General features: G+C 66.1%; 12 protein-coding genes and 1 other RNA gene. 4 read left to right on the top strand and 9 right to left on the bottom strand.

The annotated features are described in order from the left end of the window. Positions 1–17: 17 nt before the first annotated feature. From BMZ97_RS06535 to BMZ97_RS06565, 7 genes are all read right to left on the bottom strand, one after another. A complete protein-coding gene (locus BMZ97_RS06535) occupies positions 18–1,442 on the bottom strand; it encodes a UDP-N-acetylmuramoylalanyl-D-glutamyl-2,6-diaminopimelate--D-alanyl-D-alanine ligase (RefSeq protein WP_092166910.1) in 1,425 nt (474 codons plus the stop codon). Then, positions 1,439–2,896: a UDP-N-acetylmuramoyl-L-alanyl-D-glutamate--2,6-diaminopimelate ligase gene (locus BMZ97_RS06540; RefSeq protein ID WP_092166912.1), complete on the bottom strand. Its 1,458-nt coding sequence runs from the start codon at positions 2,894–2,896 to the stop codon at positions 1,439–1,441. The genes BMZ97_RS06535 and BMZ97_RS06540 overlap by 4 nt, the downstream gene beginning before the upstream one ends. A gap of 47 nt (positions 2,897–2,943) precedes the next feature. Beyond that, a complete protein-coding gene (locus BMZ97_RS06545) occupies positions 2,944–4,704 on the bottom strand; it encodes a peptidoglycan D,D-transpeptidase FtsI family protein (protein ID WP_092166913.1) in 1,761 nt (586 codons plus the stop codon). Then, positions 4,701–5,087, bottom strand: coding sequence for a cell division protein FtsL (locus BMZ97_RS06550; protein WP_092166915.1), 387 nt, complete (start codon positions 5,085–5,087; stop codon positions 4,701–4,703). The genes BMZ97_RS06545 and BMZ97_RS06550 overlap by 4 nt, the downstream gene beginning before the upstream one ends. Positions 5,088–5,089: 2 nt before the next feature. Next, entirely contained in the window at positions 5,090–6,130 is a 1,041-nt protein-coding gene (rsmH, locus tag BMZ97_RS06555; RefSeq protein ID WP_092166917.1) for a 16S rRNA (cytosine(1402)-N(4))-methyltransferase RsmH, read from the bottom strand. Beyond that, a complete protein-coding gene (locus BMZ97_RS31535; protein WP_092166919.1) occupies positions 6,127–6,609 on the bottom strand; it encodes a division/cell wall cluster transcriptional repressor MraZ in 483 nt (160 codons plus the stop codon). The genes rsmH and BMZ97_RS31535 overlap by 4 nt, the downstream gene beginning before the upstream one ends. A 361-nt stretch (positions 6,610–6,970) precedes the next feature. Further along, positions 6,971–7,435: a MarR family winged helix-turn-helix transcriptional regulator gene (locus BMZ97_RS06565; protein WP_092166920.1), complete on the bottom strand. Its 465-nt coding sequence runs from the start codon at positions 7,433–7,435 to the stop codon at positions 6,971–6,973. A 206-nt stretch (positions 7,436–7,641) separates the two neighbouring features. Between BMZ97_RS06565 and BMZ97_RS06570 the strand changes: the two genes are divergently transcribed. Then, positions 7,642–8,064, top strand: coding sequence for an organic hydroperoxide resistance protein (locus BMZ97_RS06570; RefSeq protein ID WP_092166922.1), 423 nt, complete (start codon positions 7,642–7,644; stop codon positions 8,062–8,064). A 136-nt stretch (positions 8,065–8,200) separates the two neighbouring features. On the opposite strand, the gene rnpB is transcribed toward BMZ97_RS06570, so the two are convergent. After that, an RNA gene (gene rnpB / locus BMZ97_RS06575) (RNase P RNA component class A) lies at positions 8,201–8,609 on the bottom strand. Between the two features lie 54 nt (positions 8,610–8,663). Beyond that, positions 8,664–9,290, bottom strand: a complete 627-nt coding sequence (locus BMZ97_RS06580) for a lytic transglycosylase domain-containing protein (RefSeq protein ID WP_244546282.1) — start codon at positions 9,288–9,290, stop codon at positions 8,664–8,666. 389 nt (positions 9,291–9,679) lie between these two features. Between BMZ97_RS06580 and BMZ97_RS06585 the strand changes: the two genes are divergently transcribed. From BMZ97_RS06585 to BMZ97_RS06595, 3 genes are all read left to right on the top strand, one after another. Beyond that, positions 9,680–10,429 carry a J domain-containing protein gene (locus tag BMZ97_RS06585; protein ID WP_092166924.1) on the top strand — a complete coding sequence of 250 codons (750 nt, stop codon included), beginning with the start codon at positions 9,680–9,682 and terminating at the stop codon, positions 10,427–10,429. 11 nt (positions 10,430–10,440) lie between these two features. Beyond that, on the top strand, positions 10,441–11,244 hold the full coding sequence (locus tag BMZ97_RS06590) for a peptidoglycan recognition protein family protein (protein ID WP_092166925.1): 804 nt from the start codon (positions 10,441–10,443) through the stop codon (positions 11,242–11,244). A 405-nt stretch (positions 11,245–11,649) separates the two neighbouring features. Beyond that, the gene (locus tag BMZ97_RS06595; protein WP_092166927.1) at positions 11,650–12,735 is read left to right on the top strand and encodes a MerR family transcriptional regulator; all 1,086 of its coding nucleotides are present in this window, start codon (positions 11,650–11,652) and stop codon (positions 12,733–12,735) included. Positions 12,736–12,887: the final 152 nt, after the last annotated feature.

Here is a 12,887-nt window from a genome sequence, read left to right on the forward strand (position 1 = left end):
GTTTTCAGTCTCTTGTTCTATTCATCGGCCTGCAGGGTCGGGAAACGCGCCACGATCGCCTTCACGATCGGCCCCATGCGCGAACCCAGCGACCCCTTGACCGTGACGACGTCTCCGGCCCTGATCGCATCCAGTACGAGCGGCTCGAGCCCGCTCGACTGGGCGGCATAAGCACCCCTGAGGGTGGATGGCAAGCTGTCGTAGAGCCCGCGCATCAAAGGACCACAGGCGAAAACCTTGTCGACGCCGTTGCCGAGGACGACCTCGGCCAGACCTTTGTGGAGGTCGGGCCCGCTCGGCCCGAGCTCCAGCATGTCACCCAGCACGGCAACGCGCCGGCCGCGCCCGGAGACCGGCATGCGGCCGAGATTCTCGATCGCCGCCCGCATCGAGGCCGGGTTGCCGTTGTAGCTCTCGTCGATCAGCGCGAAGGCCCCGCCCGGCCCTTGCAGGATCTGCCTCGCGCCTCGTCCGGCCGGCGGCTTGAGATCACCCAGCGCCAGCGCCGCCAAAGCGAGATCGGCGCCAAGCGCCGTGACGGCAGCGAGAACCGCGAGCGAATTCAGCACGATATGCTTGCCCGGGCTGCCGAGCCGATAGGTAACCGGCTGGCCCATCACGACGGCGTCCACCGTGGAGACATCGGGCTTCAGCGCGCAAGAAACCAGCCTGACATCGGCATCCATGCTCTCGCCGAAGCTGATGATGCGTCCGGCCGGGCCGGCCTTGGCGAGACTGCGCAAAAGCTCGGTCTGCGGGATGTCGGCGTTGACGATGGCGGTGCCGCCGGGCTCCAGGGCCCAGAACACCGAGGCCTTTTCCTCGGCGATGCCTTCGAGCGAGGCGAAGGCCGCCAGATGCACCGGCTGGATCGTCGTGATGATCGCGACATGCGGGCGCACGAGCCGTGCCAGCGGCAGGATTTCGCCGGGGTTGCTCATGCCGATCTCATAGACCGCATATGCCACGTCGCGGGGAGTACGACATAAAGTCAGCGGCACGCCCCAGTGATTGTTGTAGGAGGCGACCGGCGCATGCGTCTTGCCCTGATGCGACAGGACGAGCCGCAGCGCCTCCTTGGTGCCGGTCTTGCCGACGGAGCCCGTCACCGCGACGACCTGGGCCTTGAGTTCGGCCCGGCGCGCCGCACCGGCCAGCTCCATCGCCCGCAGCACGTCGGGCACCACGGCGTAAGGCCCCTCGCCGCTGAATCTTGCGGCATGCGCTTCGTCGATCACCGCAAGCGCGGCGCCTTTCGCGAGCGCCCCGGCGACGAATTCATGGCCGTCGCGCGCCTCCCCCTGGATGGCGAAGAAGGCGTCGCCCGGCTCCAGCGTGCGGGTGTCGATCGATGCCCCGCTCACGACGGACGGCATTGCGCCGGCAGGCCGCGCCCCCATGGCCGCGACCAGGCTGTCTCCGCTCCACAAGGGCGCGCTCATTGATCCATCTCCGCAATCGCCGCCCGCACTACGTCCTGATCCGAGAACGGCAATGTCCGGTCGCCGATGATCTGGCCGGTTTCATGACCTTTTCCGGCTACGACGAGGACATCACCTGTTCCCAGCAAGCCGACGGCGTGGCGAATGGCCTCAGCCCGGCCGCCGATCTCGGTCAGCTTGGGCGAAGCCGCCAGGATCTCGGCCCGGATCGCTGCGGGATCCTCGCTGCGTGGATTGTCGTCGGTGACGATCGCCAGATCGGCGAGGTCGGCCGCGATCTGGCCCATCACCGGCCGCTTGCCACGGTCGCGATCGCCACCGCAGCCGAAAACGCAGATCAGACGCCCGGCCGCATAGGGCCGCAAGGTTGCAAGCACCGCCTCCAGCGCGTCGGGCTTATGGGCGAAATCGACAACGGCGAGCCCACCCTTCAGCGAACCGACGCGTTCGAGCCGTCCCGGCACGCCGACGAGGCCCGACAAGGCGTTGAGCGCCGCCTCCGGCGCCTCGCCCGCCGCGATAGCGAGCCCGGCGGCGGCCAGCGCATTGCCGGCCATGAAATCGCCGACCAGCGGCAACACGACCTCGATCTCCCGGCCTTGGGCGCGGACCCGCAGACGCTGCGAAAAACCCTCGCGCAGCACCTCCAGCAGTCTCAGCGTCTCGCCTGCGCGGCCGACGCCGATGATGGGGTGGCCCTTCGCCACAGCTGCGGCCGACGCCTTGTCGGCAAACGCGCCGTCGCGATTGATCACGACCGGGGCGCCAGCGGGCAGCAGGTCCCAGAGCCGCAGCTTGGCATCGAGATAGTCCTCGACGGTCGGATGGTAGTCGAGATGGTCGCGGCCGAGGTTGAGATAGGCGCCGGCAGCAAGCCGCACCCCGTCGAGCCGGCGCTGGTCGAGCCCGTGCGAGGAGGCCTCCATCGCCAGATGCGTGACGCCCTCGCCGGCGAGCTTGTCGAGCGAGGTGTGCAGCGACAGCGGATCAGGCGTCGTCAGCGAGCCGTATTTCGAGCCCTTGGCGGTGACGATGCCGACCGTGCCGAGGCTCGCCGCCTCATGGCCGAGCACCTGGAAGATCTGGCGGGTGAAGTCGGCGACCGAGGATTTGCCGCTCGTGCCCGTCACCGCGACGATGGTTGCTGGCTGGCGCGGATGGACAACCGCCGAGGCCAGAGACAGAGCGAGGCGTGGATCCTCGACCTGCGCAAAGGCGATCGCACCATCGAGATCGGCCGGCCTGGGCTGGCCCGAGACGATGGCGGTTGCACCGCGCGCGACCGCGTCCGCGATAAAGCGCGCGCCATCAGCCTTGGCCCCGCTGAGCGCGACGAAGACCATGCCGGGCGCGACCTTGCGGCTGTCGAAGGCGACACCCGTTACGCTGCGCTCCGTGTCTGAGGGGAAGGCTCGGGGAAAGAGTTTGCCGAGGCTCCAGTTTCGCGCATTCATCGCTCGGTCAAAGCCCTGCTGCCCACAACAATCGCCCCGCCATCGTATCAGCGACTGCCCCAGGCGCCGAGCTTCGCCATCAGCGGGAACGGCGCGATCGGAGGCTCGAAGCGCGGCGCCAGGCCGAGGATCGGCGCAGCGCGCTCGATGACCTTGCCGGTGGTGACGCCGGCGTTCCATGCAGCCGTCGAATAGCCGCCGCTTTCGGCATAGCCCTTGGGTTCGTCGTAGATCGCAAGGAAGAGGAAGCGCGGCTTGTCGGAGGGCGCAATCGCCGTGAAGGTGGTGAAGTTGCGGTTCTTGGCATAGCGCCCGTTGATGACCTTTTCGGCCGTCCCGGTCTTGCCGCCGACGAAGTAGCCGGGGATGTCGGCCTTGCGCGCCGAGCCCTTCTCACCGTTGATGCGCATGATGAAGCGCATCGCTTCCGAGGTCTCTGGCTTGATCACGCGCACACCGATCTTCTTCGCGTCCTCTTCGGAACGCTTCAGGAAGGTGGGCGTGATGAAGGTGCCGCCATTGACCAGCGCCCCCACCGCCGCCATCGCCTGTATCGGCGCGACCGCGAGCCCGTGACCGAAGGCGATCGTCGCCGTGTTGATCTCGCCCCAACGGCTCGGAACGATCGGAGCGGCGCTCTCGGGCAGTTCCGTCGTCATCCGGTCGAGCTGCATCATCTTCTTCAGGAAGGCCTTGTGGCCCTCGACGCCGACGGAGAGCGCCATCTTGATCGAACCCATGTTCGACGAATGCACGAACACCTCCGGCACGGTCAGCGTGCGCCCCGTGCCATGGTATTCCTTGATGACCTGCCGGCCGAAGCGCATCATTCCGCCCGCGGTCGAGTAGCTCGAATTGATGTTGGCCTTGCCTGAATCCAGCGCCATCGCGATGGTCAGTGCCTTGAAGGTTGAGCCCATCTCGTAGACGCCGACATTCATCCGGTTGATCCGGTCCTTCTCCAGCGCGTCGACCGGATTGCCCGGGTCGAAATCCGGCAGCGAGACCAGCCCCAGCACCTCACCTGTATTGACGTCCAGGATTGCGCCAGCGGCAGCGATTGCCTTGAACCGCTCCATGCCCTTGACCAATTCGTCGCGCAGCAGGTGCTGGACGCGCAGATCGACCGAGAGCGTCACCGGCTTCAGGTCGGAAGCCTGCGTCGCGAGCCCCGCCCCGTACAGATCTTGCAGGCCCTGCGTGTCGATATATTTCTCGATGCCGGCGATACCGACATTGTCGACGCTGGCGAAGCCCAGCACATGGGCGGCAGCCGGCCCGTTGGGATAGACGCGCTTGTTCTCGGGCACGAAGCCGACGCCTGGAATGCCCAGCCGGTGGACCTCTGCCTGCTGGCGCGGCGTGATCTCGCGCTTGACCCAGACGAAGCCCTTCTTGGTGCCGAGCTTCTCGCGCAATTCCTTGGCGTCGAGATCGGGCAGGACGGCGGTCAGCAGCTCCGTCGCCTCGTCCTTGTCGAGAATATTTCGCGGCTCGGCGAAGACTGAAACCGTCCTGATATCGGTCGCCAGCACCACGCCGTTGCGGTCAAGGATATCGGGCCGCGCCGCGGAGATTGCATTCGCAGTGGCCCGGCGCAGGCCGACCTGCTCGCTGGGCAGTGTCGCCAGCATGACGAGCCGGCCGGTGATGGCGAGGAACAGCGCGGAAAAGGCGAGGATCACCAGGCCGACGCGCGGCTGGCTCTTCTCGCCGCTCATGCGGAAGACCTCGCGCAGGAAGCTGAAGAGCCGGCGTGCCGGCGGCGGCGCCTCGACGCCAGGCTCGGAGGTCGTCTCAACGCTCATGGCCGGCCTCCGGGCGTGGTTGCGCTCGCCTTGCGATCCCTGGGGGTCTCAGTCGGCAGGCCCAGCCCGAGATCCTCGAGCTTGCGGCCGATGGCGTCGACCTTGGGGCCGCGATTGGGAATGTCGGAGGCGCGCACGACCTGCGTCACCGAGAAAGGCTGCAGATCGAGGTGGCGCTCGGCCAGCGCCTGCAAGCGATCAGGCCGGGTGAGGAACTGCCATTCGGCCTTGAGCACGGCGATGGCCTCGCGCTCGCGCTGCGCCTTGCTCTTGATCTTCTGCAATTGCTCGGCCTCCAGAGTGGTGCCGTATTTGATCGTGTAGGCATAGAGCGCCGAGGAGACGAGCGCGCCGATGGCGACGACATGGAGCAGCTTGATCACGCTCAGGGCCTCCGGCGCGGCTGTGGGTCGGGCACTTCGGCAAGCGCCACTAGATCGGGCTCGGCCGCGCGCGCGGCTGTGGCCAGCCGCTGTGCCGCGCGCAGCTTGGCGGAGCGCGCCCGCGGGTTGAGCCGCATCTCGGCCTCGCTCGGCGCGACCGCCCCCTTCGAGACGAGACTGAAGGTCGGCTCGGCGATGGCGACCACGGGCGCATGGCGCGAGCCCGCAGGGCTGCGGCCCGAACGCGCCGCCATGAACTGCTTGACGATGCGGTCCTCCAGCGAGTGGAAGGTCACCACGACCAGCCGTCCGCCGGGCTTGAGCACGGCCTCGGCGGCGTGGAGCGCCTTGACCAGCTCCCCGAGCTCGTCATTGACCGCGATGCGCAAGGCCTGGAACACCCGCGTCGCGGGATGCGCCCCGCCGGGCTCGGTCCGGACGATGCCGGCGACGAGATCGGCAAGCTGCTTGGTCGTCGTCAGCGGCTCCTTGCGCCGTGCCTCGACCACGGCGCGCGCCACGGCGCGCGAGCGCCGCTCCTCGCCATAGTGATAGAAGATGTTGGCGAGCAGCCCTTCCTCGCTCTCGTTGAGGATGTCGGCCGCGCTTTGACCCTCGCGCCCCATGCGCATGTCGAGCGGCCCGTCGAAGCGAAACGAAAAACCCCGCTCTGCCTGATCGATCTGCATGGAAGAGACGCCGATATCGAGCACAACGCCGTCGAGCGGCACCATCTGGAAGCGCTGCGCCTCCTCGGCGAGTTCTCCGAAGCGCGCCTGCGACAAGGTCAGCCGGCCAGCCATCTCGGCGACGAGATCCGCTCCGCCCGCGATCGCCGTCGGGTCGCGGTCGAGCCCCAGAAGGGTCGCGCCGGGCGCAGCCTCGAGCAGGGCGCGGGCATAGCCGCCCGCCCCGAAGGTACCGTCGAGATAGCGGCCGCCTGGCTGCGGTGCGAGCGCCTGCAAGACCTCAGCCAGCAGCACCGGCACATGGCGGGCGCCCGTGTCGACCGCGATCTCATCGGGCCTGCGACGTCCCCTCATGTCCCCACCCCCGAAGCCGCTGGAGCGGGCAATGATGCTCCCAAGCTGCGCTTGACGTCGCGCAGCCGCGTCCGCGCCGCCTCCAGATGCGCCTCGAAGCGAGAGGGCTCCCAGAGCTGGAATTTGTGGCCATGGCCGACGAAGGTCACCGCATCGCCGATGCCGGCATGCGTCTTCAGCGCCTCGCTGAGCATGATGCGTCCCTCCGGATCGACTTTCAGCACCTCCGAGGCGCCGTTCAGAGCCGTCGACAGCAATTCCCATTCGTCCGAGAAGGGCGAGAAGCGCGCCAAGATATCGTCGATCGTCGCCCGCAAGGCGTGGCCGCCCGCATCCAGCGCCGGCAGGTCCAGCGTGCGATGGACGTAAAGCCCCTCGTAGCCGTCCTTCGCCAGGACCGATCGAAAACTCGCAGGGATGGACACGCGCCCTTTGGCGTCGAGCCGATTGGTGAAGTTCGAGACGAAGCGGTCTGTCAACGCCGCCTCCCGGCCTGCTCTTCACATGCGTGCCCGGCTCGGCAACAGCCGGGGGCACAACACCCCGTCGAAGCAGGCAAAGCGCGAGGGCGGGCCGAAATCCGCGCGGCACACGGACCTTGACCTGACTGTCGCCTGTCTGCTTCGACGGGATGATTTGGGATAGCATGGGTTCTTATGGGCGTCAATGGAATCGCATGCGCCGACAGGTGCCTGCCGATGCTTCGCCCCATCACAGCCCGTTAAGGTTAAGTATCCGTAAGCACGCGCGGATTGACGCTGAAACCGCCTCCGCGGCGACCATGCGGCAGCCGCGCAGGCGGCAGCCCATGCGAAATAATTTCGGGGCTTCTGTTGAGCCTCAGGCCGGCTCGGCCGCTGCGAGCAGCGCATCGCGCAAAGCGTTCAACTGCTCCAGCAGTCCGCCCCTGGATTCCACTGAGCCGCCGAGTGCGCGCGCCATGCTGTCGGGCACACAGCCCCCCTTCTCACGCAGGCTCTCGCCCTGCGCCGTCAGGTATAACCGCACCTGCCGCTCATCCTCGCGGTCGCGCTCGCGGCGGATCAGGCCGGCGGCCTCCAGTCGCTTCAGGAGCGGCGTCAACGTGCCGGAATCGAGCATGAGCCGCTCGCCCATCGCCTTCACCGTCAACCCGTCACATTCCCACAGCACGAGCATGGCCAGATATTGCGGATAGGTCAGGCCGAGCTCGGCCAGCACCGAGCGATACACACGGTTGAAGGCGTGGCCGGCCTGATAGACGGCAAAGCAAAGCTGATCCTCCAGCCGGGGCGAATGCTGCCCGGGAACCTTCTTAGCCGTCATCGCTTCCCTTCCCAGCACGAGCCGCCGCCTCCTGCACACCGAAGACCAGAACGCAGCCGGCGGCGCAATCAACTCAATGTGAGCGGAGCTATTTTGCTCGTTGACAATTTAATTGTGCACGATCTAAATCGCCGATGCAAGCTCACCGATCAACCGGTCCCGCATCGCGACCCGCCGAACGATCACCAAGATCAAGGAGACCCCCGATGAAAATCCTCTACACCGCCCATGGCTCCGCCACCGGAGGCCGCGAGGGCAAGGCCGCCACCGACAGCGGCAATGTCGAAATCGTGCTCAACACGCCCAAGGAGCTCGGCGGCGGCGGCGGCAACGGCACCAATCCCGAGCAGCTTTTCTCGCTCGGCTACTCCGCCTGCTTCCTCGGCGCGCTGAAATTCGTCGCCGGCAAAGAAAAGGTGAAGATTCCCGAGGACGCCCGCGTCAGCGCCGATGTCGGCATCGGCCCGCGCGATGACGGCGCCGGCTTCGGCATCGCGGTCAAGCTGACCATCTCGGTACCGGGCATCGACAAGGCTGTGGCCGAAGATCTGGTCCAGAAAGCCCATATCGTCTGCCCCTACTCGCACGCGACCAAGGGCAATATCGACGTCGAGCTGAAGGTCGCATGATCGCCGAGGCAAAGGCGCGGCACAATTCGCTCTGGTGAGCCGGATGGAGCGGTGCCCGAGAACCGGAGCGGAGCGGACGTTTTGTCCGTGAGCACCGGAAGCGCAGGGCATCGCTTCAGCCGGCCACCGGAGTAGAATTGCCAGTCGGCCTATAAGCCGGGTTCTGGATGGCCGGGAGATCGCTCCCCCGACGTGACGGCCATTCCTCTGGGACGCACATTGCTGCGCGCCTCGAGCAACCAACCCGGACGACAAGGCTCAGAAACAGGCCCCTCCCCGCTTGCGCGGAAAGCATCGTCCCTATTCGGTTTTGCTCCCGGTGGGGCTTGCCATGCCGTCCCCGTTGCCGGGTCCGCGGTGCGCTCTTACCGCACCTTTTCACCCTTACCTTCGCACCGAGGCGCCGAAGCGCTTGGCAGAAGGCGGTTCGATCTCTGTGGCGCTTTCCCTGGGGTCGCCCCCGCCGGACGTTATCCGGCACCGTGTTTCCGTGGAGCCCGGACTTTCCCTCCCCCGCGAACGGGAGCGGCCGTCCGGCCGACTGGCGGATCCGCTAGTGCGCGCTTGGGCGCGCCGCGTCAAGCCAGCCGGGTTGCGGCTCAGCTATGGGCGCTGATGGTGCGGACCTTGGCGCAATAGGTCCGGTTGGCACCGCTCATCCGCTCGGTCATGTGGCCGCTCTGATATTTCATCACGGTCTTGCAGGTGTCGCCGCCGGCAAGACGATAGGCCTGAGCCAGATATTTCATCGCAAAGCGCGCATTGGTATCGGCATCGAGCAGGCCGCTCGCCCCGCCGGTATAGCCCAGGCCGCGCGCGGTCTGGTGGCGGATCTGCATCAAGCCGTAATTGCCGGCATGGGTGGCACGGGGATTATAGCGGCTCTCGATCCGCACGACGGCATCGGCCAGCGCGAACGGCACGCCATTGGCCGCGGCATGGCGCGCAACCAGCGCCTTGAGACCCTCAGAACCGGCCGGCGCGGCCAGCGCAGGGGCCGCGCGCGTCGCCATCTTCCCGGAGCGGGCAAGCCGCGCCTGCGAGGCCTTTTCTGTCTTCACGGCCTCGTGCCCGCCCTGCGCGGCAGCCTTCTCGCGAGCAATCTCGGCGTCCCTCACGATGAACGCCAGGGCATCCTTTTCGTCGTTGACCGATTCAGCCCTGGCAGGCTGAAATCCGACGAGGCAAATCGCGAAAACGGCGGCGGCGCTTGTGGTATATCGCATGATCAACTTTACCCTTCATGCTGGAACATGGCTGAAGGGCAGAGGCAAATGATCAGTAAATGTGACTATAATCTGACCCCACGCAAAACAAAGCTATGCTTAGGCGCTATCAACAGGAAATTATTCGATATTTGTCGCTGGAGTATTCGGCATGTATTCGAATCAAGAGCGAGCAACCAAGGGTTGCGCTGACGCAGCGACAATCTCGACCGAAGACATTGCCCCATTGAGGACGCATTTCACGGCCGGAGTGGTGAAATCGCCTTCTCGGGCGACGCCGCAGCGAAAAAATATCGCCAACAGCTCCATCCCGCGCCGAGCCGGCCTGTCCGACGCGGCCCTTCGTCACTATCCTTATCCACCAAGTCAGGCCGGGAGTTGCCCGTATCATGGTTTCGTCATTCTGGGGGGCGCTGAGCGGTGGCGGCCTCGGTCTTGCGCTCGGCGGCCCGCTCGGCGCGCTGATCGGCGCGGTCGCAGGCCATGTCCTGATCGACCGGGAGGGCGCACCGTTCGGGCCGGCCCCACGCGAGCTCGTCTTCACCACCGGGCTGGTCGCGCTTGCGGCCAAGATGGCGCGCTCGGACGGCGTCGTGACGCGCGACGAGATCGCCGCCTTCCGGCGTATCGTCATCGTACCGCCTGACCAGCAGGCCCGCATCGAAAGCCTGTTCGACCTCGCCAAACAGACCAGCGCCGGCTTCGAGGCCTATGCGACGCAGATCGCGGAAGCCTTCCGCGATGAGCCTGCCCTGCTCGAGGACGTTCTCGACGGGCTGTTCCTGATAGCGGCGGCCGATGGCGCGATCCATCAGGACGAGCACGCCTATCTGCGCGACGTCGCCACGATCTTCGGCATCGCCGAGGCCGGGTTCGCTCGTATCGAGGCGCGCCATATGCGCCGGCCCGACGATCCCTATCTGGTGCTGGGCGCGGCGCGCGAAATGGACGACGCCGCCTTGAAGCAGCATTATCGCAAGCTGGTCGCGCAGACCCATCCCGACCGCGAGATCGCGCGTGGCCTGCCCGAGGAGGCTGTGGCCATCGCCACGCGCCGCCTCGCCGCAATCAACGCCGCCTGGGATATGATCGAGGCGGAACGAGGCCTGGCGGCCAAACGCCCGCGCGAGCCGGCCTGAGAGAACCCGCCATGAGCCAAACTCCGCATCCCGACAGCCGCTTCGCGGCCAAGATCTTTCCGTCTCCGAACCATGGCGAGCGCAAGCCCGCCGGCAATAGTGCCGGAGATGACGCCCCTCCCCGCCGCCCGGACATGCTGATCCTGCACTACACCGGCATGAGCGACGCCGGCGAGGCGCTGCAATGGCTGTGCAATCCTGTCTCGCAGGTCTCGTCACATTATTTCGTCTTCGAGAACGGCCACACGCTGCAGCTCGTGCCGGAGGGCCGTCGCGCCTGGCATGCCGGGGCCTCGCATTGGGCCGGCGAGACCGACATCAACTCCTGCTCGATCGGCATCGAGATCGCCAATCCCGGCCATCCCGGCGGCCTGCCCGATTTCCCACCCGAACAGATCGCGGCGACCTTGAACCTGTGCCGCGACATCTGCGAGCGCTGGGCCATTCCGCCCGAGCGCGTGCTCGCCCATTCCGACATTGCGCCCGGTCGCAAGATCGACCCCGGCGAGAAATTTCCCTGGCGCTATTTCGCCGAAGGCGGCGTCGGTGTCTGGGCGGACCCCGCTCCGATCCGCAGCGGCCGTTTCCTGGCGCGTGGCGAGAGCGGCCAGCCGGTCGAGGCGCTGCAGGCAATGTTCGCGATGCTGGGCTATGGCGTGACGGTCGACGGCGTCTTCGACGAGAGGCTCGAGGCCGTGGTCGCGGCCTTCCAGCGCCATTGGCGGCAGGAGAAGGTCGACGGCGTCGCCGACGCCTCGACGATCACCACCTTACGCGATCTGTTGGCCATGACCCGGGAAGCGCGGACGGGGTGAGGCCGATCCGGACCTCTTGTTCGTGCATCGGTTTGAACTCCGCCAGGTTTCCCCGCGCCCCTTCGCCGCTACCGCGACGCCTCTTCCCTTCTCCCGGATGGGAGAAGGTGGCGCGGAGCGCCGGATGAGGGTGTGCCCTCTCAATAGAAGGCAAAGCGGTGCCGTAGCGCCCCAGTAATCAGCGGCACACCCTCATCCCTGCCCTTCTCCCATCCGGGAGAAGGGTCCCCCGCGCTCTTCGCTGCCGCGACCCCTCTTCCTCTCCCGCATCGACGAATTTCAGACCTCTTCATCAGCGCAATGCCCGTCGTGGCAGGCGCTTGGTGCATACGCGTGTTTGGCTCAAATAAAGCCACTTGAGCCGGCCCCTGCGTCATAGCTTAGACGGATATTCAGGAGGGCTGGATGACGATCAATCGGCGAAATGACGAAACGCTGCTGGCCGCGAATGAATGCGCCGCCCGCATCGGCCTGAGTGTACGGGCCTTGCGTCTCTACGAGCAACGAGGGCTGATCCGGCCACCACGGACCGCGAAAGGCTGGCGCCTCTACGGCGCGGCGGAAATCGCTCGGCTGCACGAGATCCTCGCGCTGAAGCTGCTTGGGCTAAGCCTATCCCGTATCACCGCGCTCTTGCAGGGCAAGGCGGTCGATCTCGACAGCACGCTTGCCTTGCAGCACGCGGCGCTATCGCAGCAGCGGGTACGCCTCGAGCGCGGGCTTTCGCTGGTTGGCGCCGCGCGTGCCGCGCTTGCTGACGGCCGCCCTGTCTCAACCGACGACCTGATCAAGCTCGCGAAGGAGGCCAATATGACGGAAACAACGACCGATGAGATCGCATGGCGCCGCTACGAGCAAGCCAGACCTCGATCTGCAATCCGGGTCGATTCGACGCTTTTGAAAAACTATGTCGGATACTATCGCTACACCGCCGGCCCAATATTCGAGGTCACTGCGGAAACGGGGAGGCTATTCGTTCGCGGGCCCGGGGAAGATGTCGCGATTGAATTTCTTGCCGAGAGCGAGCGGACCTTCTTTCGCAAAGGAACTCCCGCTCAAGTCACATTCATTCCAAGCGCAGATGGCCCCGCAGCCGAACTGGTTCTCCACGCCAACGGCCATGAGCGGAAGGCCATACGCATAGAGGCCGAAGAGGCGCACAAAGCCGCCGCAGCGCTCGACGACCGCATCAAAAGCGGTTCTCCGAACCCTGATAGCGAAGCGACGCTCCGCCACCTTATTTCTGAGTACCAGGCGGGGCGGCCTTGCGTCGACCGCATGACGCCGGAACTAGCGCAAGCGGTGCGCGAACAATTTGACGCTTCCTCCGCGATCCTGGTGGCTAAGGGGTCGCTACGGGCCCTGCAATTCAGGAGAGTCGGACTAGGCGGTCACGATGTTTATAAAGCTACATTCGACACTGGCGCTCTGACGTTCCGTATCGCCTGGTCGGAGGACGGCAGGATCGTCGGGCTGCGGTACAGATTCTGACAGGCGCTGGCGGCGCTCCTCGTACACGTTATTGCTGAGGCCCGGCTTTGGGCACGATGCCGGCTTTCAAACTGCTCTTGGCGAACGTCCGGTTCGCGCATGCAGAAAACCGACGCACCACCAATCGCCCCGCAACATTGCGGTAAGTTAAC

Source organism: Allobosea sp. OK403, assembly GCF_900113835.1.
GTDB lineage: Bacteria > Pseudomonadota > Alphaproteobacteria > Rhizobiales > Beijerinckiaceae > Allobosea.

What these genes read in the sequence shown, in the direction of transcription:
- BMZ97_RS06535 (WP_092166910.1), bottom strand. Translation starts at nt 1,442, where the DNA reads ATGAGCGCGCCCTTGTGGAGCGGAGACAGCCTGGTCGCGGCCATGGGG.
- BMZ97_RS06540 (WP_092166912.1), bottom strand. Translation starts at nt 2,896, where the DNA reads ATGAATGCGCGAAACTGGAGCCTCGGCAAACTCTTTCCCCGAGCCTTC.
- BMZ97_RS06545 (WP_092166913.1), bottom strand. Translation starts at nt 4,704, where the DNA reads ATGAGCGTTGAGACGACCTCCGAGCCTGGCGTCGAGGCGCCGCCGCCG.
- rsmH (WP_092166917.1), bottom strand. Translation starts at nt 6,130, where the DNA reads ATGAGGGGACGTCGCAGGCCCGATGAGATCGCGGTCGACACGGGCGCC.
- BMZ97_RS06565 (WP_092166920.1), bottom strand. Translation starts at nt 7,435, where the DNA reads ATGACGGCTAAGAAGGTTCCCGGGCAGCATTCGCCCCGGCTGGAGGAT.
- BMZ97_RS06570 (WP_092166922.1), top strand. Translation starts at nt 7,642, where the DNA reads ATGAAAATCCTCTACACCGCCCATGGCTCCGCCACCGGAGGCCGCGAG.
- BMZ97_RS06580 (WP_244546282.1), bottom strand. Translation starts at nt 9,290, where the DNA reads ATGCGATATACCACAAGCGCCGCCGCCGTTTTCGCGATTTGCCTCGTC.
- BMZ97_RS06585 (WP_092166924.1), top strand. Translation starts at nt 9,680, where the DNA reads ATGGTTTCGTCATTCTGGGGGGCGCTGAGCGGTGGCGGCCTCGGTCTT.
- BMZ97_RS06590 (WP_092166925.1), top strand. Translation starts at nt 10,441, where the DNA reads ATGAGCCAAACTCCGCATCCCGACAGCCGCTTCGCGGCCAAGATCTTT.
- BMZ97_RS06595 (WP_092166927.1), top strand. Translation starts at nt 11,650, where the DNA reads ATGACGATCAATCGGCGAAATGACGAAACGCTGCTGGCCGCGAATGAA.